The organism is Marinobacter sp. BSs20148, assembly GCF_000283275.1.
Taxonomy (GTDB): Bacteria; Pseudomonadota; Gammaproteobacteria; order Pseudomonadales; family Oleiphilaceae; genus Marinobacter; species Marinobacter psychrophilus.
Map to the genome: position 1 here is coordinate 2,264,234 of NC_018268.1, position 25,284 is coordinate 2,289,517.

A 25,284-nucleotide genomic window follows, 5' to 3' on the forward strand; every position below is an offset into this window, starting at 1 on the left:
GATACGGGAATTTGCAGGCTCTTCAAGCAACATTAGCCTGCGCGACTACCTCAACCGGCACGCTGTCGTTTGGGCATCAGTTGTTGCCACGCCAGCAGCAGCCGGCTGGCTTCCAGCTCCGGGTTGGCATTGTATACAACGGCTTCACGCCCTTCACGCACCATGCCCAGCAATTCATGGGCGCGCCAGGGCGGATTGCAGCCGGCCAGGAAGCGCAGCATGTCCGCGGCTTCGTGGTGCGCCGGCTCACCCCCGGCGCTCAGCCGAGCCAGATCTGCCGCCCAGCCTTCAAACAGCCACAGGGTTTCATCAAGCCCAAGGGCTTTGAAGGCTTTGGCAGCATCGGCCAGGGTCACCTGGTTTTTCATGAAATCGCGAAAACCGCAAAAAGCCGCGTCATGCAGCGCTATGAAGCCGCTGTTCAGATAATCCAAAGCCAGCCTCGGGGCATTGCCAGCCAACATCAACGCTTTCGCCACCGAAGTGCTATCTGGCTGATTTTCAGGTGGTAGCAGAGCCAGTTGGCCCACCAGCCAGCGTTCGGCGTCAGCTGCCACGGGTACCGGCAACGTATGAGTCTGACAGCGCGAGCGAATCGTCGGCAACAACGGCCGGCCGCTTTCCTGTAACAGCAACAGCACGGTATCACCGCTGGGTTCTTCCAGAGTTTTCAGCAAGGCATTGGCAGCGTTGATATTGAGCTGGTCGGCGCGATCGATAATCGCGATTTTACGATGACCTACCTGAGGTGACGCAGAAGCAAAATTAATCAATTCCCTGATTTGAACAATGCGCACCATGCGCGATTTTTCAGGGGCGTATACCCGCACATCGGGATGGCTGCCGGCACGTTTCAATTCACACTGTTTGCAGTGGCCACAGGCTTGGGGCATTCCCTGCGGGTCTGTTTGCAGCTGATCACACAGCAACAAAGCGGCAACCGCATCTGCCCAGGCACGTTTACCAACACCGCGCTCGCCATTAATAATCAGTGCGTGTGGCAGCCGCGACTCCTTCAGCTGTTTCTGCACGCTGCGCCAGGCTTTTGCCAGCCAGGGCATATCGGTCGCCATATCGGTGTCTTGGTGTATCAATCCGTTGCCTCGCTGCTCGCTTAGAATGATTCGCTCGATTGCGCGGGAGACCCGCCTGCCGGCGCTGCCGTTTCATACCGGCCAGCAAGCGCCGCAGAAGGCGGATATCCGACGCCGGCTGCGCAACTGCATCAGCCGCTTGGCGACTATAGTAATGAGTATTGACCACACCGGCAAAAACTCTGGCAGAATCCGCCAGCGCCGGTTCCGCCCGTGCCAGCCGATCAGCCAGCCCCAGGGGCGTTTCACCCTGGCGTACGGGTACACCAACACCCTCGCAAAACCTTTGCCAACGCTGAAGTTGGCGCGCCACGCCGGTATGGCGACCGCCCTGCCGGCCGCGCCAGGCACTGATCAACCCGGCCAACAGCAGTGCGGCCGCCACAGTGCCGGCACTAATATAACCCAGGTCGCGCATGGTAAGGCCACCGGGCAAGCGCGACAGCAGGTCCATCTGGCTCTGGCCCTGATACCCTACCACCCAGCGTTGCCATTGATAATTGATGCGGTCCAGCTGCAGGCTGGCCCAAGTCAGCAGCGGCAAGTTGCCGTACTTTTGCGGCGACAACCAGCTGTTTTCCAGAAACGAACCTTCTTCCGCCATCGCCTCGCGCAGGCCGGATTCAATGCGCGACGGCGCAATCGCCGCGGTCGGGTCAAGCCGAATCCAACCCGCACCCTCAAACCAGCCCTCTACCCAGGCGTGGGCGTCGTACTGACGCACAATCAGGTAATCGTCGCCAGCTCCCGATTCACCGCCCTGATACCCAACCACCACCCGCGCCGGAATACCGGCAGCACGCAACACAAAAGTCATGGCACCTGCGTAATGGGCGCAAAAACCGCGTTTTACATCGAACAACAAGGCATCAATACCGTTATCCGGCATCACGGGCGGCCGCAGAGTATAAAAGTAGGGCTGCTCGCGGAAACGTTGCAGCAGCGCAGCGGCTATTCCACGGTCGTCATACTGACTGCGCAGTTCATCAGCCAAAGCCCTCGCCTGCGGATTGCCTCGGCCGGGCAGTTGCAATAATTGGCGACGCTGCGCCGGTGGCAGTTGCACGTCGGGGTTAACTGGAGGCGTCTCCAGGGCCAGGCGATAGCGCACACTGGTGTCCGCGGGGCGACGGAAGCGAAACAGATCTTGGTCTATTTCTTCAATATTGGGCGATGCCGCTACCGAATCCGCCAGCGCGAACGCCCAACTCTGATCGGTGGGTTCCAGCAATATTTCGTATTGGTTTGCGGCCAGGGGCCCGGAAACGCCTTCGATTTCAACCCGCCCCAAACGCCGGAAAGCTGGTTGTGCAGACTGTTTCCAGGTTGCGCCGTCAAGATAATCCAGCGTCAGGCCGCGCCAATAGCGTTGCACCTGGGGTGGTGCCTGCCCGCCGAAGCTCACACGAAACGCACGCTCGCTGCTCTGGGCCAGGTTGGAAATATCGCCCGGGGTCATCTGGTCGCTTATCCCGCTTCGGGCCTGGCCCGACACCAGCGGAACGCTCCACAGCGGCGCCATGCGCGGAAAGAACACAAACAGCACAATCACCACCGGCAGCATTTTTAGCAGCAAACCGGCCAGGCGGCGGCCGCCAGAGCGCACGCCCGCGGGCAGCTCAGGCGCGTTCAGCACCTGCAAACCCAGCAGCAGTAACACCACCGCGGTAAAATTTAACAGGGTCCAATGTATGGCCTGATGAAACAAAAAATTCACCGCAGCCATGTACAGCAATATGAAAAACAGCACGTAAAAATCGCGGACGCAGCGGGTTTCAAGCCACTTAAGCGCCACGCACAGCACAAAAAATGACGCGGCAGTGTCTACCGTGAACTGGCTTTTTACGGTGGCCACGTACAATCCGCCCAACACCACCACCAACCCCGTTCGCCACCCTCGCCCAGGTAAGCGAACACGGCCCAGGCGCGCCAGCCAGCGCCAAGCCATAAGCGCAACACACACCACCAACAGCCAGGCCGGCAGTCGGTCCCACTGTGGCACCAGCAATAGTGTAAACGCCGCAACCAGCCATAAAAGCGCCTCGCCAGGCAGTTGCGCAGCCTGCACTTGTACGCCTGAACCGAGGGTTGGCGAAGGCTGTTTGTTACGTCGGCGGAGGGTCATTGCGGGCTCCCGTTGCTAGCGACATCCAGCGATTCCAGGTCAGCGCCAGTGGATTTCAAGCGACTGCCGAAGCGGCGAGGCTCCTTGTCACGAGGTTTCTCTCGTCCCCACACCGCCAGCGCGCGCTGGCATCTCAATGCATGGGCCGCGCCGCTGTCTGGTTCTATCAGCTGCCCCGGCAAACTCAGCCCGTAGCGCACATCCAAACGTTGGCGGTCATCCACCAGAAACGCCAGATAACTTAAACGCATTTCGCTACTTGCGCCTATAAACGCTTGAAAGTCCAACCATTGCGGGTCGCCGGTTTGCCCTTGCCAGTCTGCCACTACCAACTGCCCCGTCCGGGCAAATCGTTTCCACAGTACGCGCTGGCTGGAATCGCCTTCGCGCCAAGGCCGTAAATCGGCGCTGTCTGAACCGGCCTGAACACTCGCCACCGCCTCGTTTTCGCCGTCCTCGGCTGTGGCGCTCAGTTCGGGCGCAGTGATGGGTTTTGCAAAGGCCAAGCCGGCTGACACCGGCCGCAACCAGGACCAAGCTTTCAACAGCCCAAAGGGATAACGGGTTTCTATTCGAATTCGGTCCGGGCGCACATAACCACGGCGCGGCGCCCAAACCAGCACAGACACATCACGGCTTTGGCCGGCTGGTACACTCACCCACACCGGCAAAGAACCCCCGCTGCTAACCTGCACCGCAATGGCGTCGTCTTTACCAGCGGTCAGGCGCAAGCTGAACGGCACTGTGCCGCCAGCAACCGCCTCTCCCGCCCGGTTCAAAGCCAGAGTCAAACCTGCCAGATTACGGTGGGTCTGGTGCATGGCGCCGACAAACACTCCGCCAAGGACAAAGGTCAGCATATAAATCAGACTGTTTTGATAGTTGATGCCGGTAATCAGCATAATCAGTAGAAGCGCACCGAACATCACGCCGGCACCGGTAGGCAGAATGAACAGGTTTTTCTGGCTGAATGTCTGGCGATCAGATCTGGGCAGGCGTCGATTCACCCAGCGCTGCCAAAAACCATCGATTGTCGGTTTCTTCATTGTCATAAATCCAGTATACGTAACAGCCTTTCGCGAATCGCCAGCGTATAGACAAATCGTCGAAGAAATTTCCCTTTAAAAGAATACGAGAGGTTTTCCCCTTGATAGCGGCTACACCCATCAGCGCTGATCAATTTGCCCGGCTTCAGGCCCATGCCAGCCAATGCAGCGACTTTATTTGCCTGGGAGCTCCCGGAGCGGAAACTGGCCGCGGTGAACGCTTTGGTTTCACCGCACTGGCAGCCCAGACCTTAGCGCTCACATGCAGCGATGTATACGCCGACAAAGCCGCCCTGGCCCGCACTGCGCACTTTATGGAAAAACAGCTAGCGCAGATGGAAAGTCAGCATTCGCAGGTTGACGAGACGGCGTCGCAAACGACACCCTGGCTAAATGGCGGCTGGCTGGGTTTTGCCAGTTACGAGTTGGGGTATCGGAATTTGAAAGCTCCGACGAATACGGCAACAACCACTTCACCCAGCGCCGACCTCAATCCATTGCCCGCCATGCAAGCCGGTTTGTACCTGTGGATGGCCAGCTGCGATCGGCAAAGCGAACAATATTACCTGTGGATTCATCCGCGGTGCGCAACGGCAACTCGGGCGCAACTTGCGGACTGGCAACAAAAAACCGCAGCTTCGCCCCTGCCCCAACAACACTGGCGCATGACCCAAGCCTTTGCGCCACGGCAATCAGCGGCAGATTTCATGGCCGGCGTTGAACGGGTGAAAGAGTACATTCTGGCGGGTGACTGCTATCAGGCCAATTTGTCCCAGCAGTTCAGCGGGCAGTACCTGGGCGACCCCTGGCGCGCCTATCAGGCCCTTGCCAGCGCGCACCCTACGCCCTACGGCGCCTTTTTACGGCTTGGCGACCAGGCCATTGTATCGGCCTCGCCGGAGCGTTTTCTTCAGATCAGCGGCGACACCGTGCGGACCAGCCCCATTAAAGGCACGCGGCCACGGGGCAAAGATACCGAGCAGGATCGCGCCCTAGCGCAGGAATTGATGGATTCAGAAAAAGACCGGGCAGAAAATCTGATGATTGTGGATCTGCTACGCAACGATCTGGGCCTGAACGCGGCCACGGGATCTGTGCGTGTGGATAAACTGTTTGCGCTGGAGTCTTACCGCAATGTGCACCACTTGGTAAGCCACATTCGCGCAACGCTGGCGCCCGGGATATCACCGCTGCGGGCATTTTTCGATGCTTTTCCGGGTGGCTCAATTACCGGCGCGCCAAAAATTCGCGCCATGGAAATTATTCAGGAACTGGAGCCGCACTGGCGCGGTCCTTACTGCGGCTCAGTATTCCATCGCAACTTCGACGGCCAGCTAGACAGCAGCATCGCCATTCGCACCCTGGTGTGCGACAACACCGGCACCATTCATTGCTGGGGCGGCGGCGGCATCGTCACGGATTCAGAAGCCGAGAGCGAATATCAGGAAACCCTGACCAAGGTAAAACCGCTGATGGACTGCCTGGAAAAAGAAGGCGGGCTATAGGTATGAGGTATATAGGCCCGCCCTCGTACAACACAAACCCCGGTTCCAGATTTAAAAAGCAATCAGGCGCTGTGCACCAGGCTGGCCTTCAAGAATTCCTGTTTCAAATCGTCAAACGTCTGCACGGCCGGGAACTGCGGAAATTCGTTGATCACATTTTGCGGCGCGTGGAACAAAATACCGGCCTCAGCCTGCGCCAGCATGGTGGTATCGTTGTACGAATCGCCAGCGGCAATCACCCGGTAATTCAGCAGCTGGAAGGCGCGAACCGACTGGCGTTTGGGGTCACGCTGGCGCAGCAGGTAGTTGGTAATCCGGCCGTTGTCCGCTACTTCCAGTTTGTGGCACAACAGCGCAGGATGGCCCAGCTTGGCCATCAACGGCATGGCAAATTCGTAGAAAGTGTCTGACAGAATAACCACTTGAAAGCGCTCGCGCAGCCAGTCCAGAAATTCTGCTGCACCGGGCAGCGGATCCAGCCCGCCGATAACTTCCTGAATTTGTGGCAGGCCGTAACCGTGTTGGTCTAACAGCTTCAGGCGCTGCTTCATCAATACGTTATAATCGGGAATATCACGGGTGGTTGCCTTGAGTTCTTCAATGCCGGTTTTCTCCGCAAACGCAATCCAGATTTCTGGGATCAATACTCCTTCAAGATCAAGGCATGCCAGTTCCACAGTGCTCTCCTGTTTTACCAATAAGGGAAGATTCGGTTGCAGTCACAGAGCCCCGCACCCGCATTGATTCGCTATGTTAGAAAAAATTGCCCAGAACTGCATCGCTCTGTAAACAAACCGTCAGAGCACGGGTAGCTCTACATTCTCGAACAGCGCTTCAATCTCAGCGCGGTTGCTCTGTTTAGACACAACCTGATCCACTACGTCGCGGGTCAAGTGGGGAGCAAAGCGCTGGATGAAATCGTACATGTAACCACGTAAAAATGTGCCCTTACGGAAGCCAATATGGGTAATACTGCTGTCGAAGAGCTTGCTGGCGTCTATCACAACCAGATCAGTGTCTACTTTCGGGTCGTACGCCATGCTGGCAATAATACCCACGCCAAGCCCCAGGCGCACGTAAGTTTTGATCACATCGGCGTCGGCCGCAGTGAACACCACCTTAGGAGTCAGGCTTGCGCTTTTAAAGGCTTCATCAAGCCGCGAGCGGCCGGTAAAGCCGAATACATAGGTTACCAGGGAATATTCCGCCAACTTTGAGAGGGTAAGCTCCGGTTCCGCTGCCAGCGGGTGGTCTTTGGGCACCACGATGCAGCGATTCCAGCGGTAACAAGGCATCATGATCAGGTCGTTGAACATTTCCATGCCTTCAGTGGCAATGGCGAAATCGGCCGTGCCGGTGGCGGCCATTTCTGAAATCTGGGTGGGAGTACCCTGGTTCATGTGCAGAGAAACATCTGGATAGGCGTCCAAAAACCCACGAATTACCGGCGGCAAGGCATAGCGTGCCTGGGTGTGGGTGGTTGCTATGCTTAAGTCACCGGCGCGCTGATTGCTAAATTCCTGGGCAATCTTTTTGATACCCTCGGCGCGGCGTAAAATTTCGCCGGCTTCGCGCACAATAATCTCTCCGCCCGGGGTAATGCGGGTCAGATGCTTGCCGCTGCGGGCAAAAATCTCAAGCCCCAGTTCGTCTTCCAGCAGGCGAATCTGCTTGGAAATACCCGGCTGCGACGTAAATAAACTCTGCGCAGTAGCGGACACGTTCAGGTCGTGGTGCGCAACCTCCCAGATGTATCGTAGCTGTTGTAGTTTCATTAGCTGGGTTGCTCCTTGGACGACCGGCGCGACGGGCCGATTCGCACTCACTGATTTAAAGGTTGATGACCAACATTTTACGCATAAGAAAATTATTTTTCATTCTTTTTTAGAATAATTAATACTCAATCACCCGCCGAAACGGCGGCAGCGAATCCAGCAACAGCTGGCCATAGCGCCGCGCCACAATGCGCCGATCCAGAATGGTCACCCGCCCGGTGTCTTCCTCGGTGCGCAGCAAGCGCCCTACTGCCTGAACCAGCTTAATAGAGGCTTCTGGCACGGTAATCTCCATAAACGGATTACCACCGCGCTGGGTCACCCACTCCGCCAGGCTGGCATCAATTGGGTCATCCGGTACTGAAAAGGGCAAACGGGTAATGACCACGTGGTGCAGATACTTACCCGGCAGGTCTATGCCCTCGGCAAAACTGGCAACACCAAACAACACGCTGGGCCGGCCGTCATCCACCCGCGCGCAGTGTTGGCGCAGCACTTCGCCTTTGGCCATGTCGTCCTGGGTAATAATCAGCCCGGGGTAGTCACCGGCTAGAGCGTCCCTTACCTGATGCATCTGCCGCCGCGACGTAAACAACACCAGGGTCGCAGTTTCCCCTTGCCACAGCGTGGGCAGCCGCTCAATCAGCTCTTCCAGAAAACCGTCGTCAGTGGGCATAGCCTTCATGGCCGGCACTTCCACCGTTGCCATCTGCTGGTAACGGAACGAGCTGGGCACCACCAGGTAGCGGGCGTCTTCCGGCAATCCCGCGCGGGAGCGAAGGCGATCAAATTTACCCAAAGCAGTCAGCGTGGCGCTGGTTAATACAGAACCGTAGGCCCGCGACCACAGCCGCGTATACAGCAGGTCGTCGGCTAAAACCGGCGAGCTGTAAAGGGTAATGTCCTCGCCGTGGTCCCAGCGCTGGCGCACGGTCCAGCGTGCCGGCGGTGGGCTTTTTGTTTCCTCGCACCAGGCCGCCCACAGGCGCAGCTGCTCTTCGGAGCGGCTGTGGAACGAGCCAATCACCGGATACCAGGATTCTGCCGTTTCACGGTCAATATCGTGGGTTTTGCGCTCGTCAAACGCACCCTGGAGCTCTTCAGCCAGAGCGCCCAGGTGGCGCGAAAAATTAGCGCTGGCAATGCGCGCTTCCGCCGCCAGTTCCGCCATGTCGTCCGGCAGCTGGCCTTCGGGATAGCGCCACTGGGCCGAGCGGCGCTCGTCGTTGAATTCCCAGGTAATATTGTGTTCGCAGTATTCGTATACCCGGGTGACCACCAGATCGACGTCCCGCGCGGCTTCGCTGATGCGCTCCAGAGTTTTTGCCCCCTGGGTGCCCGGGCTCAGGTAAGGCTGCATTTTTACCAGCATCTGCGACAGCTGTTTTAACCAGCTGCGAGTAGAGTTCAATGAAATAGATGCGGCGAAGTGATTCAGCGCTTTGTCTGGCAGGTGGTGGGCTTCGTCAAATATAAACAGGGCATTTTCCGGCTCTGGCAGTATCGCACCGCCGCCCAAAGCCAGGTCCGCCAGCACCAGGTCGTGGTTGGCTACGACTATATCGGCGGCGTCCAGATCTTTGCGGGCTTCAAAAAACGCGCAGCTGTCAAAATAGCTGCAGTGGCGATTGGTGCACTGGCGATGGTCGGTGGTTACCTGGCGCCAGATATCGTCCGGAATCTGCTCCGGCCAGTGGTCGCGGTCGCCGTCCCACTTGCGCGCGCCGTAGCTGGCCAGCATTTCCTCGAAAAACGCGCGGGTACCGGGCTCCTCTTTACCCGGTGCATCCAGCAAAAACAGCGGCATGGTGTCACTGTCGCCATTGCCTTCGTCGTGCAAGCGACCTTCCAACCGAGACATGCACAAATAGCGGCCACGGCCTTTGGCCAGGGTCCAGTTTATATCCAGCTTGCTGTGTTTTTTCAGGTCTGGCAGGTCTTTCAGAACAATCTGGTCTTGCAGCGCCACCGTGGCAGTGGAAATCACCAGGGTTTTGTTCAGGGCTTTAGCCACCGGAATGGCGGCAATCAGGTAGGCCAGAGTTTTACCGGTACCGGTACCGGCTTCTACCACGCAGGCCGAAGGCGGTGACGTACGCTGGCCATCGTTGTCGGTGATGTCGCCCATATAGCGGGCTATTTCGGCAATCATCAGGCGCTGGCCATAACGCGCGCGCACCTCCTTACCCGCCAACATATCACGGTAAGCCTGCTGGATTTGCTGTTTGGTCTGTTCGCTCAGGGCCATCAGCGCGGGCTCATCCAGTCGCGCACTATACCCAGTCGAAATTGTTGCCCTTGCCTGCTTAACACCACGCCATCCTCAGTAATTTCTTCCACCCGCAGGCCTTCAAAGCTATCGCCCGACCGCAGATTCTGGTTATTGATCATTACCCTGCGGGCCTGTGGCACCGAGGCAAATATGTGACTGTTTACCGTCAAATCCGGCACGCTGCGCTGGAACGACAGCGGCAGCTCAACCAAGTGCGGAACACGCACCCCATTCGCGCTGCTTGCAGACGCCTCGGCGCCCGAGGAAGCCGGCGGGCCAATCTGGCCCCGACCCTGGTTATTGCGATCAACCGCACCGCTGTTGCCGTAGCCCGACGGCACAATCACCGTCGGTGATTGATACTCTGAAGAAAACGCTGATTGAACGTCTGCCGGCTGCGGCGCTGAAAACTCGTCTACAAGGCGCTCTTTAACAAGGCTCTCGTCAACAAGAATCTTTGCCGTAACACCCCCGCCCATTGCCGGCGCAGAAATTACGGCGACAGCAGCCAGCGCTTGTTCCGGCGCAGTCAGGTTCGTCACGGCGTCGTCTTGCGAGGGCCAAAACACATAGGCCAGTATCCCGGCATTCAGCAGCAAACCCGCTGCCAACAATGCCTGAACCGGCCAGTGCCGCTTTGGCGGGAAATGAATAAGCTGCAGCTGGCGCCCCAAATCCGGCACTTTGCCTTGATGGCGCTCGCTCTCCGATTTACGCAGCGCATCTAATATATAAGACATGCGCTAACCCTCCGGCGGCGCGGACGCCGCTGTATTAGTGGTCAAAGCGTCGCCTTTGTCTTGCAGGCGCGGCACCGCTGCGTTTAGGTCATTGTGCATCTGTATTACCGTCATGGTGCCGGCCACACCGTCTTCGGTCAAACCCTTCCGGCTCTGGTACCAGCGCACTTGGTCTTTGCTGGAGCGCCGCTTTAGCTCGGCATTGAGTGCGTCGTCGTCAGCGGTCAAACGGTCCACCAATTCCATCATGCGCGCGCTCAACCACAGGTTTTCGCCGTTGTCGCCGCTGAAAGGGCTGTTTGGGCGCAGGTATTCCGGGTACTGCCACAATACTCGATAGTGCCCGAACCATAGCGGTTCCAGATCGCTAAAGGCAACGCTCACCGGCCCCTGCTGCGTCAGCAGGTCGGCCTGCTGCTGATGCAAACGCCGCAACACCACGTAGCGTTCGCCGGTATCACCAGCAACGCTTTGCGAGCGGCTCTCTGATTCGTCCCTTAATCCACTCCTTAATCTCAATATGGCCGGCCGGTCAATCAACTCTAGGCTAAGCCGGGTTCCGGTGTGTTCCAGGCAGCCAAGCCCCTCAGCCCGGGCAAAAAAACAGGCTATGGGCGCTTGTTGCGGCTGATAATCAATCTGCCAGGCGCCAAATAACTGCACAAACGCCGCCGAAAGTTCGAGACTGTGTGCCTGCAGTTCAAACTTTGTCAGCCCATCAGCACTGCCGGCTGTTTCGGCAACCGTTGCCGGCGCGGCCGTATCGCGTTTTATACGCCCACTGCGCTGAGTCGCTTCATCGTCCGCTGGTGCCGATGCTGCTACTGGGCTTTGTTCAGCAGCCGGGGAGGCAATAAGCCCGTCAAAATCGCCATTATTCCATCGCTGTAAGGCCCACAGGGTTAACACCACAGCCAATAACAGGGACACCAGAAGCGGGCCGAGGCGGCGCAGCCCGGATACTCCCAGCCCACTGCAAAAATGGCTGCCGCGAACCTCCCGCGCCGCAGTGCGAATATGAAGCGCAGTGATTTCGTGTTCGCTCTCGGCGTAGGCGCCCAACAACGCGCGATCACTGATCAGGTTAATCAGTCGCGGTATGCCTTGGCTTTCACGGAATAACCGACGCCTGGCAGCGCGGCTAAACAATTCGCCGCGCACACCGGCAACACTGAGCCGGTAACGCAAATACGCGGCCAACTCCTGGCGATTGATCGCTTTAAGGTGATAACGCGCCGTAATGCGCTGATTCAGCTGCCGCAGCTGCGGTAACGCAAGAATGGTTTGCAGCTCGGGCTGGCCCAGCAGCACAATCTGCAACAGTTTCTTCTCGGCGGTTTCCAGGTTGGTCAGCAAGCGCAACTGTTCGAGCACACCCGCTGACAAATTCTGCGCCTCGTCAATAATCAGAACTTTGTGCCGACCGTCAGCGTGGGCTTGAAGCAGATGGTGGTTGATCAGGTCTACCAGCTGTTTGATGCTGGCGTCGTCGCGGTGGGGTATTTCCAACTCGTCGCAGATCACCATCAACATTTCAGCGGCAGACAGACGCGGGTTGATGATCAACGCAATGTCGGCATTTTGCGGCGCATTTTCAATAAAACAGCGGCAAATGGTGGTTTTTCCTGTGCCCACTTCCCCAGTAATCACAATAAAACCGCCCTGCCCGGGAATGCCATACATCAGGTGCGCGAGGGCTTCTTTATGACGCTCACTGAGGTACAAATAGCGTGGGTCAGGCGCTATGGAAAATGGGGGCTCGCGAAAACCGAAGAAGTCGTAATACATGGTTACGCTAATATCCCGTTTGGCTAATTCATGAACCTGTTGAGCGAGAGGCCCCTTAATTCATTAGAAGTCATCAAGCATCAGGTCGTCACTGTCGTCGGCGGCAAACGGATCCCGCTGTACCTTGCCGTCGTTAATCAGGAATTCACGGCGCTGCATATACGCATTGCGAACAAACACATAGCGATCACCGGAAATCAGATCTTCAGCCGGAATCAGGTCTGCGCGTATGTCCACAAGCTGCACACCACGAGCGTACCAGTTATAGGGACTATCCACCGAGTCCCAAGGTGATGGCAACACAAAACGGTTGAACGCGAAGCCTACAAAATCCCTTGGGTTAGATGGCCCCAGCAGCGGCAGCATAAGATAAGAGCCGGCACCCGAACCCCAATAGCCCAGGGTCTGACCGAAATCTTCCGGGCGTTCCGGCAGATCCCAAGCGCTGGCCACATCAAAAATGCCACCCAGTCCGAACACCGTGTTAAACGTGAAACGACCGGCGGCGACCACCGCCGACTCCAACTTCAACTGCAATACGCTGTTGGTAAAGTTGCTGAACTCTGACAGATTGTTGAACAGGTTGGTTACGCCGCGATCTGCCACGTCTGGCATAATTGCACGATAGGTGCGCGCTACCGGCTTCAAAATCCAGCGGTCAGCAACTTCATTAAATGCAAACACCTTGCGATTCCAGTTTTCATAGGGATCGCGCTTGTGTCCACTGGAGTTCGTGGTCAAGGGCGCAGCCGCAGTTAACCCGGTGCTTTCCGTTTGTTCCGTTGCCTGCCCCAAAGCCCGGCCTTGAGCTTGGGGCTGGCCTTCGGTTTGTGCCTGCAACTGGCCGGCGGCGAATAAAAGCGTCAGCATCACTAAGGCACCACAAATGTGCAGAAACAGTGGGCAGGGCCAGAGTTTATGTTGGATCATGTTAGAATCTTTGCATCCTATATTTACAAACGGAGAGATCGATGTCGGTACCGGGAAATCTTGTCAGCACAATCACCGCTCCCCTACGCTGGGGTGATATGGACGCCTACGGGCACGCCAACAACACAGTGTACTTCCGCTTTTTTGAGGAAGCTCGAATTGTCTGGCTGGCCGACATCAATATCGGAATGGACGGTCCTACTGGACCCATCATTATAAAGACGAGTGCGACCTTTCTAAAGGAATTGAAGCACCCCGCCAACTTGGTGATCACCACCTTCGCCGACAAAGCCGGCAACACCAGCCTCGACACTTACCACGAAATAAAAGACGCAGACAGCGGACAACTCTACGCGGAAGGATACGCAAAGCTGGTATGGTTTGATCACAACACCCGCAGTTCCTGCCCTTTGCCAGACGCCCTGCGCGCGCTTGCCACACACGCCTGAACGGCCTGAATGGTTTGAAAGAAAACGGCGGCGGGCAAATCACCCGTCGCTTTTTTGTCAGCGGCGGCGCACAACCACGCTGCCAATCGAATAGCCGGCGCCAAACGAGCATATTACGCCAACATCCCCGGACACCAGGTCGTCTTTGTTCAGGTGAAAGGCAATGATGGAACCGGCGGAGCTGGTGTTGGCATATTCATCCAGAATCACCGGTGCCTCGTCTTCGGTGGCATCGCGGCCCAAAACCCGGCGCGCAATCAGCTGGTTCATGCTCAGGTTAGCCTGGTGCAGCCACATCCGTCGCAGTTGATCCGGCCTCAGCCCAAGGCTCTGCAGATGGTTCTGAATGGTGTCGGCAACCAGCGGTGACACTTCCTTGAACACCTTGCGACCCTGCTGCACAAACAACTTGTCTAGCTGACCAATACCGCTGTCGTCGGCACGGTTCAAAAAACCGAAATTGTTGCGGATGGCGTTGGAGTACAGGGTTTTCAGATTAGTACCCAAAATCTCAAAGCCGGCGGCCGGCGCTACCGCGTCTTCCCGCTCCACCAGAATGGCGGTGCAGGCATCGCCAAAAATAAAGTGGCTGTTGCGGTCGCCAAAATTCAGGTGGCCGGAACAGATTTCAGGGCTAACCACCAGCACCGCGCGGGCAGTGCCGTTTTCCACCGAATTCACCGCGGCCTGCAAGCCAAACGTAGCAGAGCTACACGCCACGTTCATATCGTAAGCAAAACCCTGAACGCCCAACGCGTTCTGAACTTCAATCGACACCGCCGGGTAGGCCCGCTGCAAGTTGGAACAAGCCACAATCACCGCGTCTACGTCATCCGCGGTTTTACCCGCCTGCTGCAGAGCTTCGCGACAGGCCGCTACGGCCATATCGCACTGCACCGAAGGCTGATCGTTGGCGCGGTCCGGAATATTCGGCTTCATCCGCTTGGGGTCCAGAATGCCCACTTTATCAATGACGTGGCGGCGCTTTATACCGGACGCTTTTTCAATAAAGGCCGAAGACGAATGCTCCAGAGCCAACTGCTCACCGCGGGCAATCGCATCGGCATGCTCGGCATTGTGCAGGTCTACGAACTGATTGAACGTTACAACCAGTTCGTCATTGCTGATGGTTGCCGGTGGTGTGTACAGACCGGTTCCACTGATGATGGCTTTAATCACGCTAATCCCATGTTGTGGTGAAAATCTGAAAGGTAAAAAGAAAAAGAGTACCACAGACACAGGCGTTTGCCCGCGCTCCCATTACACCCGGGTAGCCTGCCATTGTTTATCAAGGCGCTTGATGGACACCGTCATCTGCGTACCCAACTGCTGGGCAAAAAACGATACCCGGTATTCTTCCAGCATCCAGCGGTAAAGCTCAAGCTCCGGGTCCTTAACACCTTGGCGTTGCTGATCAACAAGCTTGGTGGCATAACGCGCCCACAGCGGTTCAATGGTATGCAGGAACTCCCGCTCGCGGCCCATCTCACGCGACATCTTCTCGAACCGTGCCAGAGCCGCTTCAAAATAACGCCCGAACTGGGCCAGTGATTGCGCCGGCGTGTTTACCAAAAAACCCGGATAAACAAGATTTTGCATCTGAAACTTAATGTCAGCCAAGGAGTTAGCCAAGGCCAGATTAATCTTGCCCTTCAGCCGTTTTGCCACCTGTTGGTAGCCATTCATGGCCTGGTGAAGGTGGTCTACTGCGGTTTCGAGCGCTGGAATGAAATCACCCCGGTGCTGATTGAAACACGCATCGAACGCCTCCGGGCTGCGTGGCAATGAACCACCCAAGAAGTGCTGCATGGCAGTCGATAGCAACAAATCGTCCAGCAAAATCCGCGCCTGCCCTACCGGTGCGAACATCAGCGCCGCCTGTTTGAATTTCGGCAGTTTGCGCTCCAGATCGTCCAGAGTGTTGCCGAAACGATTCAGAATCAGCCGCGCGATGGCCTTGCGGGTAATGGTTTCTGCCGTTAACGAGTCCAGACAGCGGGTTTGCCGCACGTCTTTTCCCAGGTCTTCCAGGGCCAGGTAAACCGTCACCTGCATACCGCCTTTTTCGGTTTGCACCTGCTGCGCCAGGGTGCCGAACTGCCAACTGGCATGAGTCGCCGTGGTGGTCTCGTCTTTGCTGTCGGTGGCAGTAATCGACGCCAGAGCCTGCTCGGCTTTAGCCTCAAGCTGGTTCTGCAAATCAACAGTTTCACGGCTTTCCGCGATAACAGCGCCTTTGTCGCCGGTCACCCGCAGATTCATTCGCAGGTGCCGCGGCAGATCGTTTTGCTGCCAGGCTTGCGGGTCTATCTGCACCCCGGTCATGCGCCGCAGCTGCGCCCCCAATTGTAACCCCAGCGGCTCATTAGAAGGTTGAAGGTTGGCCAAAGCCGCGTCGACAAAATCCGGCACCGGCACAAAATTACGCCTTAGGGACTTCGGCAACCCTTTCACCAACGCGATACATTTTTCCCGCAGCAAACCGGGAACCAGCCATTCCAGGCGACGCGCCGGAATCTGTTTCAGTGCCATCAATGGCACCCGAAGAGTTACGCCGTCACGCTCGCTGGTGGGCTCAAACTCGTAATCCAGCGGGTACCTCACCCCCTCCCACTCCAAAAAATCCGGATAGAGGGCATCCGCCTGGGCATCCAGCGGGCGCTGAAGCACGTCTTGTTCGGTCAGCTCCAGAGCTTTCAGCTCGGCCGCTTCCAGATTTTTCCACCAGTGCTCAAAATGGCGACCGCTGACGATGTCGGCCGGCAAGCGCTGATCGTAAAAGGCCACCAGGGTTTCGTCATCTACCAGCAAATCCCGGCGACGGGTTTTCTTTTCCAGGTCTTCGACCGATTCCAGCATTAACCGGTTAAGTTCGATAAACGGCGCCCCTGAGCGGTATTCGCCATCTACTAACGCATGGCGAATAAACAAGTCGCGGCAGGCGGCCGGGTCAATGTCGCTGTAAACAATGGCGCGGCGCGGAACAATATCCAGGCCATACAGGGTGATTTTTTCAAAACCCATCACCTGGGCGCGCTTTTGCTCCCAGTGCGGCTCAAAATAGTGATGCTTTACCACGTGGGCCGCCAAGGGCTCTATCCATTGGGGCTGAATAGACGCCACCATGCGCCCGAACACCCGGCTGGTTTCCACAATTTCAGTGGCCACAATCCACTTGGGTGCGGTTTTCGCTACTTTCGAGCCCGGGAATATCAGCAACTTGCGATTGCGCGTGGCCATGTATTCGCGGTTTTCAAACTTTGTTGCCACTTGCCCCAACAAACCCGCCAACACCGCGGTGTGTACTGACTGATAGCTGGCAGCCTGGGGGTTCAGCTTAAGCTTCTGTTCGCGGCAAATCAGCGTCAGTTGGCGGTGCACATCACGCCATTCGCGCATGCGCATCCAGCTCAAAAAGCTTTTTTGACAGACTTTTTTCAGCTGATTTAGCGACAGCTCCTGGCGCTGCTCTTCGTAAAAATTCCAGATATTCAGCAGGGTAACAAAGTCGGATTCTTTGTCGTTGAAAGGCGTGTGGGCCTGGTCGGCCTGCTGCTGTTTGTCTTGCGGTCTGTCACGTGGGTCTTGCACGCTCAGCCCGGCAATAATAATCAACAGTTCACTCAGGCTACCCTGCTCCGCAGAGATCACCAGCATGCGCGCCAGACGCGGGTCGAGGGGCAGGCGCGACATAGTGCGACCAGCCGCAGTTACCCGGCGTTTGTCGGTGACCGCACCTAGCTCTTCAAGCAGTTTGTAGCCATCGTTTATCTGGCGATTATCCGGCGATTCCAAAAACGGAAAGTGACGAATATCACCCAGGCCCGACGTGGCCATCTGCAAAATCACCGAGGCCAGATTGGTACGCAGAATTTCAGGGTCGGTGTATTCCGGTCGATTGATAAAATCGTTTTCGTCATACAGGCGAAAACAGATGCCCGGCGCCACCCGCCCACAGCGGCCGGCGCGCTGGTTGGCGCTGGCTTGGGAAATCGGTTCTATAGGCAAGCGCTGAATTTTCGAGCGTACGCTGTAGCGGCTGATGCGCGCCACACCGGTGTCAATCACGTAGCGAATGCCCGGCACTGTCAGCGACGTTTCTGCCACGTTGGTAGACAACACCAGGCGCCGGCCGCGATGGCTTTGGAACACCCGGTTCTGTTCCTGATTGCTGAGCCGCGAATACAGCGGCAGCACTTCGGTGTGCCGCAGCTCAGCGTGGCGCAGCACGTTGCTCAAGGAACGAATTTCCCGCTCGCCAGGCATGAACACCAATACATCGCCCGGAGGCTGGCTGGCGCTGCGTTCATGCTGCTCAATTTCTTCCAGCGCCTGCAAGATGCCGTCGGTCCAGCCCTGATCGCGGTCGTCGTCATCGCCTACTAACGGGCGATAGCGCACTTCTACCGGAAAGGTACGGCCGGTGACTTCAATCACCGGGGCGTTATTGAAAAATTCACTAAAGCGCCCCAGCTCGATGGTGGCGGAGGTAATAATGATTTTGAGGTCGGGCCGCTTTGGCAGCAGCTGTTTCAGATACCCCAGCAGAAAGTCAATGTTCAGACTACGCTCGTGGGCTTCGTCAATAATCAGCGTGTCATAACGGTCTAAAAACGGGTCGTGCTGGACTTCCGCCAGCAGTATGCCGTCAGTCATCACTTTCAGACGGGAATCTTCAGAGGTGGTATCGGTAAAACGAATCTGGTAACCCACTTGCCGGCCGGTCTGTTCACCCAGTTCTTCGGCAATGCGCGCCGCCACGCTGCGGGCGGCAATACGACGGGGCTGGGTGTGGCCAATCAAACCACGAATACCCAGGCCGGCGTTCATGCAAATTTTTGGGATCTGGGTGGTTTTACCAGAGCCGGTTTCACCGGCAATGATCACCACCTGATTATCCGCAATAGCGGCGGCTATATCGTCTACTCGCTCTGAAACCGGCAAGCCTTCAGGGAAGCTGGCCGGTTTGTGCAAGCGCTGGCGCGACTGCACTTTTTCTTGCCCGGCTTGCAGCCAGCGGCCGATTTTTTCCAGCTCTTTGGTGCCAGGGCGGCCTTTGGCGCGGGCCAGAGTTCGAGTTATACGGGCGGCTTCGAGCTGCGCGCAAGCGCCAAGCTGTTCTGTAATGCCATGAACAGCGGCACGAACAGCCGCGCGCGAGTCAGCGAGCGTTGCCGCGATGGGTTCAGGGGGCGTTGCCGCTCCCGCCGCGTCAGAAAGCGTGTCTGTGTAAGGTTTAGTGATTACTTGCTTCATCCCTTAGTTCGCGGCGCAGTACTTTGCCAACGTTGGTTTTTGGCAACTCGGTACGGAATTCAAAATGCCGCGGCACTTTGTAGGCGGTCAGGCGTTCACGACAGAACTCTTTTAGCTCACCGGCGGTCACACCTTCTTTGGAGGCAATCAGAAACACCTTTACGGCTTCACCGCTTTTTTCGTCAGGGATGCCCACCGCAGCACATTCCAGCACGTTAGGGTGGCCGCTGATCACGTCCTCGACTTCATTGGGGAAGACATTAAAGCCAGAAACAATAATCATGTCCTTTTTACGGTCCACAATGCGAATGTAGCCATCTTCTTGAATAACAGCCACATCACCGGTCCGCAAATAGCCATCGTCGGTCATGGATTTACGTGTGTCATCCGGGCGCTGCCAGTAACCGCGCATGACCTGCGGACCCTTAACACAAAGCTCGCCGCGCTCACCAAAGGGCGTTTCATTGTTATCGTCATCCACGGTTTTCAGCAAGGTACCCGGCAGCGGCAAACCAATGGTGCCCAGTTGAATAGCGCTGCGCGGGTTAAAGCTCACCACCGGCGAGGTTTCAGTCATGCCATAACCTTCACAAATTTCGCAGCCGGTCACCTGCTTCCAGATTTTAGCCGCCTTGGACGTAAGCGCCATACCGCCGGAAGCTGTCAGCTTCAGATGGCTAAAATCCAGCTTACAGAACTCTTCGTTATTACACAGCGACACAAACAGCGTGTTCAAACCCAGAAACGTCGTGAATTCATGATTTTGCAGCTCTTTTACAAAGGCGTCTATATCCCTCGGGTTGGGAATCAGCACGTTGTGGGCACCGGCTTCCAACATGGTGCCGCAGTTCAGAGTGAACGAGTAGATGTGATACAGCGGCAGCGGTGCAATCACCACTTCTTTGCCTTCAACAATGTTGTCTTCCAGCATCGGCCGAATCTGCAGCAGGTTTGCCACCAGATTGCCGTGGGTCAGCATGGCGCCTTTGGCCACGCCAGTCGTGCCACCGGTATACTGCAGCACGGCGATATCGTCCTGTTTGCATTCAACCGGAGTGAACTTCTCGCGGGCACCGGCTGCCAGCACCGCGGGTAATTGGTGGGCCTGAGGCAGATTGTACGCAGGCACCATCTTCTTAACGTGCTTGACCACCATGTTCATCAGCGTGCGCTTGAAGGTCGAATGCATATCCGCCACTTCGGTCACAATCACGTGTTCAATGCTGGTATCAGGCAGCACTTTTTCCACGTTGGCGGCCATATTAGCCAGCACCACCAGCGCTTTTGCGCCCGAATCATTAAACTGGTGTTCCATTTCACGGGGGGTATACAGCGGGTTGGTGTTCACCACAATCAGCCCAGCGCGCATGGCACCAAAGATAACCACCAAATACTGGCACACGTTCGGCATTTGAATGGCAATGCGGTCACCCGGCTTCAGGTTGGTTTTGTTCTGCAGCCAGGCTGCAAAATTACGGCTTTGAACATCCAGATCTTTATAACTGAGAGTAACACCAACGGCAGATACTGCTGGGCGATCCGCGTACTTAGTCACTGCCTGGTTGAACACGTCAACCATGCTGGCGTATTTTGCCAGATCGACACCCAGGGCCATACCCTGTGGGTACTTATCCTGGTAGAACTGCTCGAAACTCATCATTTCTCGAACTCCTGTCTGGGCTTTTCTAGTTATAATATTTGGCCTGTCACGTTGTGCAACCCAGCTTCTTCGATGAAATCAAGTCGACAAAAGTCTAAGTCGCAAAATCGACGCAAGAATAGCAGTTTTGAGCGCAAGCAAATAGCAGTTTCTAACCACCACCTTGTTCATTTTCTTGCAAATTACCGTTATTTACTCAGCTGTTTCATGGCGCCTTCCAAGCCTTCCACCGTCAAGGGATACATCTGGTTATCCAACAGCTGACGGGCCATGGCCATAGAGCCGCCCTGCGCCCAGAAGGCCTCTGGCAAGGGATTCAGCCAAACCACTTTGCGGAAATGATCGGTAATACGTTGAAACCAGGTGGCGCCGGATTCTTGATTCCAGTGCTCGATGGATCCGCCCGGATGGCTTATTTCATAGGGCGCCATGGTGGCGTCCCCGACAAAAATAACCTTGTAATCCGAGCTGTATTTATTCAGCAGGTCCCAGGTCGGCGTTACCTCTTTGGTGCGCCGAACGTTCTGTGTCCACACGCCCTCGTAAATGAAGTTGTGAAAGTAAAAATACTCCATATGCTTGAATTCCAGCCGCGCCGCTGAAAACAGCTCTTCACATTCGCGAATGTGCGGGTCCATAGAGCCGCCCACATCAAAAAAGATCAGCACTTTTACCGCGTTGTGGCGCTCGGGCACCATCTTCAAATCAAGGTATCCGGCGTTACGGGCGGTGGAGCGAATGGTGTCGTCCATGTCCAGGGTATCTGCCGCGCCCTGACGGGCAAATTTGCGCAACCGGCGCAACGCCACTTTGATGTTGCGAATACCGAGGGTAACGCTGTCATCCAGGTCTTTAAACTCGCGTTTTTCCCACACTTTTACCGCGCGACCGTGGCGGCCTGTTTTCTGGCCGATACGAAAGCCTTCCGGATTGTAGCCATCCGCACCAAAGGGCGAGGTGCCGCCGGTGCCAATCCATTTGTTACCGCCGGCGTGGCGCTCTTTCTGCTCTTCCATGCGTTTTTTGAACGTTTCGATCAGTTCTTCCAGGCCGCCCAAGGAATCAATTTTGGCCTTTTCTTCATCGCTCAGGTGTTTTTCAAACTCGGCCCGCAGCCAGTCGTCGGGAATCAGCGATTGCAGCAACTCGTCCAGATGCTCAATGCCCTCAAAATACACGTTGAAAGCACGGTCGAATTTATCGTAATGGCGCTCGTCTTTCACCAGGCACAGGCGTGCCAGATAATAGAATTCTTCCATGTCAGCGAAGGCCAGGCGGTGCTGCAAGGCCTCCAGTAAGTCAAGAAACTCTCGCAGGCTGGCCGGCACCTTCGCCCGTCGCACTTCCAGAAAAAAATTGATCAGCATAAAACCCTACCTTTAAACCACCGCACGAACGCATTGGGCCAAAACAGTCTTAATAGCTATCGACAAGAGCACTTCATAAGAGCATTGCACTCTTGCGAAACTCGCCACCATCAGCCGCGACGGCGCGCCATAAACGCCAGCTTCTGCAGCAGATGAACATCCTGCTCGTTTTTCACCAGCGCACCGTACAGCGGTGGCAAAGCACTGCTGCTGTCTTTCTGGTGCAGCATCTTGGCAGACAGCTCGTCGGCCATCAGCAGCTTAAGCCAGTCAATCAGCTCAGAAGTAGACGGCTTTTTCTTCAGGCCGGGCACCTTGCGCACGTCAAAAAACACTTCCAGAGCGTCACGTACTACCTGCTGCTGAAGGCCCGGAAAATGCACATCAACAATGCTTTGCATGGTGCCTTGGTCCGGAAAGCTGATGTAGTGGAAAAAGCAGCGACGCAGGAAGGCGTCGGGCAGTTCTTTTTCGTTGTTGCTGGTGATCACGATGATCGGCCGATACTTGGCCTTTACGAACTGCTGGGTCTCGTAAACGTAGAACTCCATGCGGTCGAGTTCCTGCAACAGATCGTTGGGGAACTCAATGTCGGCCTTGTCGATTTCATCAATCAACAGCACTACCTGCTCTTCGGATTCGAAAGCTTCCCACAACTTGCCGGGAATAATGTAATTGCTGATGTCTTTGACTTTCTCATCGCCCAGCTGGGAATCCCGCAGGCGCGACACCGCGTCGTATTCGTACAGGCCCTGCTGAGCTTTGGTGGTGGACTTGATGTGCCAGGGAATCAAACGCTTGCCCAAAGCCGCCGCTATTTCTTCCGCCAGCAGGGTTTTGCCGGTGCCGGGCTCACCTTTGATCAGCAACGGGCGTTGCAGCGTAATCGCCGCGTTTACAGCCATTTGCAGGTCGTCGGTGGCGACGTATTTATCGGTGCCGGTAAATTTCATGTTTGGGGTCCTGTAGGTTACTTCTTGCGATCATTTTCGGGCGTATTTTTTGGCTCAGGCGCGCCGCCTTTGCTAGCGCCTTTGTCAGTTTCTGTGTCTGGCAGGTCATCAAATTCAGACAGGTCAAAGTCGTCCAGACCAAACTCGTCATCGGCCGATTCTTCTAGGTCAACGTCATCCAGCGCCGCTTCTAACTCGTCATCAGGGACCGACAGATCGAAATCGTCATCAAAAGCCAAAGGTTCAGGTTCACTCTCTTCCGGCTCTATCAGCGGTATGTCGTCTTCCAGCAGTGGTTCAGGTTCGCCGGGCTCGGGCAATTTCTCGGCAGTGGTATCCGGCTCTGGCTCAATGCTAGGCACTGGGGTTTCGTCAACCACGGGCTTTGCAGCGGGTTCGGGTTCTAGCTCTGGCACCTTTTCAAGCTCAGGCTCAGGCTGAAGTTCCGGCACTGATTCTAACTCTAACTCTGGCTCTAACTCTAACTCTGGCTCTGGCTCAATCAGGTCGTCCGGGCTTAATTCCGGTACAGTTTCAGGCTCGTCAATATCGGTAATCACCGGCACGGCAGCCGCTTCCGGGGCTGGGACGGGCGCAGCGGGTTCTGCTTCCACGTCCGCTTCAGCATCGCTTTCATCGGTGTTTTTGCGTTTGCGCAGCAACAGCCAGATCAACAAAGCCAGCACCAGCAGAGCACCCGCGCCGGCCGCAATCATCCACGGCGCTATTGCCGAATCTACGTTTTCGAGTTCTGCCGGCTCGGGCTGATCCAATTCAGCAACGTCTATTGGCTGTATCAGTTGTACAGCTTCTTCTGGGGTGAGCTCGGGCTCTGCGACAGGCTCAACTTCTGCAACAGGTTCACTGGCGACTGCAGGCGCGGGCGCCTCATCAACTGCAGGCGCAGCAGTAGGCTGCGGTTCGGGCTGGGCAGGAGTGGCGGTTTTGAAAGGATTAGCGGCGTCCATTTCAGGCGCAAACAGTGGCGCGTCTGCGGCGGAAGCTTCGGCACCGGCGGCAGGTTCAAAACGGGTGGTTCCGGAGAACTTGCGCGCAAAGGTGCTGCTGCGCGCTTCAACTACCACCTGGTACTGGCCAGCAGTCGGCATTTCGGCAATGTTATAGCGATACACGCCATCTGCTGGAGGGCTCTGCTCTGACAGCACCTTGGTACCGCTACGGCCATCTTCATTTTCCAGCGTTAGGTCAACGGTCAGCACACTCAGAAAATCGGCATTGGTAATCGGTTCATCACCGTCAAAAAGCCCTACTCGAATCGCCAGCGGCTCCTCAATCGAGAACAGACCGGGAATGGGGCTTACAATCATCCGCAAATCACTCACCACGCTTACCCGGCTACCCTCGCCTAGCTGGCCGTCCAGGCTCCAGCGTCCGGCTACGGGGTCGGTTACGGTAATCAGGTCATAGCCCGGTTCGCGGGCCCAGCGAATATTGTCCGGGTGCTGCTGCAAGGTGGTCGCGGCTGCACCGGGCGCTTTCAAAGCCAAGGCGCGGTTGTCAGATGTTTCATTGTCGCCCCAGAAAATCAGCGCGGTGTATTCGGTTACGCTGGCGTCTACCATAAAGCCGTCGTCATCTATGGGCGTCTGTTCTTGCGGCACGGCGGCGTTAAAAGCGTCCAGGAAGGCGCGGTTTAAATCATCCGCATTTTCTGCCACGTGAAAGCTGCCGTTTGAATCGGAGGCCAGTTTACGCAGAAACTCGGTGTCTGCCTCGGCCGACAGCGCTACTGCGTGAAACCGCGCGCCCTGTTGCTTCAACGGCGGAACCAAAGTATCCAGAATGCGGTTAGCTTCGGCTTTATTGGCGCTGGGGTTTCGGCTAATGTCCACCTTGCCGTCGGTAAGCACAATAAAGTGAGTGTTACTCAGTACGCCACCGGTAAAGTAACCATCACTGGCGGTTTCAATGGCCGTACCCAAATTGGTGCGCATGGCCACGGAATTGATCGCGTCGCTTTGCGCAATCGCCATATCACGCCAAGCATCGTTGACCTCGCGGTGGGGCACCAGCATGTTCACGTACTGGCCGAACGTCCACACACCAGATGTGGCGCCGTCGGGCAGCAATCGGGCCAACAAGCGCACCGCCGGGCGGCGCAGGTTTTGCGGGTCGTTCTGCTTCATAGAGCCAGAAATATCAACAATAATGCGCACGTCCACCGCGCCCGGCAGCTGAGGGCTATCCCCCTGTTCGGCCTGAGCCTGGACCATTCCCGCAAACGCCGCCATCAGCGTGATGATAAGCGCGTGCCACAGTGTTTTGTGCGTTACCAGAGTTGACTTCATGAAGCTTCCCACCAC

Annotated in this window: 17 protein-coding genes; 2 read left to right on the forward strand and 15 right to left on the reverse strand. The window is 56.4% G+C overall.

Annotated features, from left to right (window positions below):
- Positions 1 to 50: 50 nt before the first annotated feature.
- The 3 genes from holB to MRBBS_RS10290 are packed head-to-tail and all read right to left on the reverse strand — an operon-like array spanning position 51 to position 4,265.
- On the reverse strand, positions 51 to 1,073 hold the full coding sequence (gene holB / locus MRBBS_RS10280) for a DNA polymerase III subunit delta' (RefSeq protein ID WP_041635244.1): 1,023 nt from the start codon (positions 1,071 to 1,073) through the stop codon (positions 51 to 53).
- Positions 982 to 3,219 (reverse strand): transglutaminaseTgpA domain-containing protein, encoded by a 2,238-nt coding sequence (locus MRBBS_RS10285; RefSeq protein WP_083847043.1) that lies wholly within the window; start codon positions 3,217 to 3,219, stop codon positions 982 to 984. Before MRBBS_RS10285 ends, holB begins: the two co-directional genes overlap by 92 nt.
- Complete coding sequence (locus tag MRBBS_RS10290; RefSeq protein ID WP_014871437.1) at positions 3,216 to 4,265, reverse strand: DUF58 domain-containing protein; 1,050 nt, start codon at positions 4,263 to 4,265, stop codon at positions 3,216 to 3,218. Before MRBBS_RS10290 ends, MRBBS_RS10285 begins: the two co-directional genes overlap by 4 nt.
- Positions 4,266 to 4,366: 101 nt before the next feature.
- Between MRBBS_RS10290 and pabB the strand changes: the two genes are divergently transcribed.
- Positions 4,367 to 5,770 (forward strand): aminodeoxychorismate synthase component I, encoded by a 1,404-nt coding sequence (gene pabB / locus MRBBS_RS10295; RefSeq protein ID WP_014871438.1) that lies wholly within the window; start codon positions 4,367 to 4,369, stop codon positions 5,768 to 5,770.
- A gap of 62 nt (positions 5,771 to 5,832) precedes the next feature.
- Here the strand turns inward: pabB and thrH are convergent, their stop codons facing one another.
- From thrH to MRBBS_RS10325, 6 genes are all read right to left on the reverse strand, one after another.
- On the reverse strand, positions 5,833 to 6,447 hold the full coding sequence (gene thrH, locus MRBBS_RS10300) for a bifunctional phosphoserine phosphatase/homoserine phosphotransferase ThrH (protein ID WP_014871439.1): 615 nt from the start codon (positions 6,445 to 6,447) through the stop codon (positions 5,833 to 5,835).
- Positions 6,448 to 6,567: 120 nt separating this feature from the next.
- On the reverse strand, positions 6,568 to 7,545 hold the full coding sequence (gene cysB, locus MRBBS_RS10305) for an HTH-type transcriptional regulator CysB (protein ID WP_014871440.1): 978 nt from the start codon (positions 7,543 to 7,545) through the stop codon (positions 6,568 to 6,570).
- A 118-nt stretch (positions 7,546 to 7,663) separates the two neighbouring features.
- A complete protein-coding gene (gene dinG / locus MRBBS_RS10310; RefSeq protein WP_014871441.1) occupies positions 7,664 to 9,793 on the reverse strand; it encodes an ATP-dependent DNA helicase DinG in 2,130 nt (709 codons plus the stop codon).
- Entirely contained in the window at positions 9,793 to 10,557 is a 765-nt protein-coding gene (locus MRBBS_RS10315) for a general secretion pathway protein GspB (RefSeq protein ID WP_014871442.1), read from the reverse strand. The genes dinG and MRBBS_RS10315 overlap by 1 nt, the downstream gene beginning before the upstream one ends.
- A gap of 3 nt (positions 10,558 to 10,560) precedes the next feature.
- Positions 10,561 to 12,345 (reverse strand): ExeA family protein, encoded by a 1,785-nt coding sequence (locus tag MRBBS_RS10320; protein ID WP_014871443.1) that lies wholly within the window; start codon positions 12,343 to 12,345, stop codon positions 10,561 to 10,563.
- Between the two features lie 63 nt (positions 12,346 to 12,408).
- Positions 12,409 to 13,275 (reverse strand): VacJ family lipoprotein, encoded by an 867-nt coding sequence (locus MRBBS_RS10325; RefSeq protein WP_041635245.1) that lies wholly within the window; start codon positions 13,273 to 13,275, stop codon positions 12,409 to 12,411.
- Positions 13,276 to 13,316: 41 nt separating this feature from the next.
- Here MRBBS_RS10325 and MRBBS_RS10330 point away from each other — a divergent pair, with 41 nt between their 5' ends.
- Positions 13,317 to 13,724 carry an acyl-CoA thioesterase gene (locus MRBBS_RS10330; protein ID WP_014871445.1) on the forward strand — a complete coding sequence of 136 codons (408 nt, stop codon included), beginning with the start codon at positions 13,317 to 13,319 and terminating at the stop codon, positions 13,722 to 13,724.
- A gap of 57 nt (positions 13,725 to 13,781) precedes the next feature.
- Here MRBBS_RS10330 and MRBBS_RS10335 read toward each other — a convergent pair whose 3' ends face one another.
- The 6 genes from MRBBS_RS10335 to MRBBS_RS10360 all read right to left on the reverse strand — a co-directional run bounded on the left by MRBBS_RS10335 (position 13,782) and on the right by MRBBS_RS10360 (position 25,269).
- On the reverse strand, positions 13,782 to 14,903 hold the full coding sequence (locus tag MRBBS_RS10335) for a beta-ketoacyl-ACP synthase III (RefSeq protein WP_014871446.1): 1,122 nt from the start codon (positions 14,901 to 14,903) through the stop codon (positions 13,782 to 13,784).
- An 81-nt stretch (positions 14,904 to 14,984) separates the two neighbouring features.
- Positions 14,985 to 18,980: an ATP-dependent RNA helicase HrpA gene (hrpA, locus tag MRBBS_RS10340; protein WP_014871447.1), complete on the reverse strand. Its 3,996-nt coding sequence runs from the start codon at positions 18,978 to 18,980 to the stop codon at positions 14,985 to 14,987.
- The gene (locus MRBBS_RS10345) at positions 18,961 to 20,637 is read right to left on the reverse strand and encodes an AMP-binding protein (protein ID WP_041635582.1); all 1,677 of its coding nucleotides are present in this window, start codon (positions 20,635 to 20,637) and stop codon (positions 18,961 to 18,963) included. Before MRBBS_RS10345 ends, hrpA begins: the two co-directional genes overlap by 20 nt.
- Before the next feature lie 191 nt (positions 20,638 to 20,828).
- The gene (locus MRBBS_RS10350) at positions 20,829 to 22,007 is read right to left on the reverse strand and encodes a vWA domain-containing protein (protein WP_014871449.1); all 1,179 of its coding nucleotides are present in this window, start codon (positions 22,005 to 22,007) and stop codon (positions 20,829 to 20,831) included.
- A gap of 110 nt (positions 22,008 to 22,117) precedes the next feature.
- Positions 22,118 to 22,960, reverse strand: coding sequence for an AAA family ATPase (locus MRBBS_RS10355; protein WP_014871450.1), 843 nt, complete (start codon positions 22,958 to 22,960; stop codon positions 22,118 to 22,120).
- 17 nt (positions 22,961 to 22,977) lie between these two features.
- Positions 22,978 to 25,269, reverse strand: coding sequence for a VWA domain-containing protein (locus MRBBS_RS10360; RefSeq protein WP_014871451.1), 2,292 nt, complete (start codon positions 25,267 to 25,269; stop codon positions 22,978 to 22,980).
- Between the last annotated feature and the right edge of the window lie 15 nt (positions 25,270 to 25,284).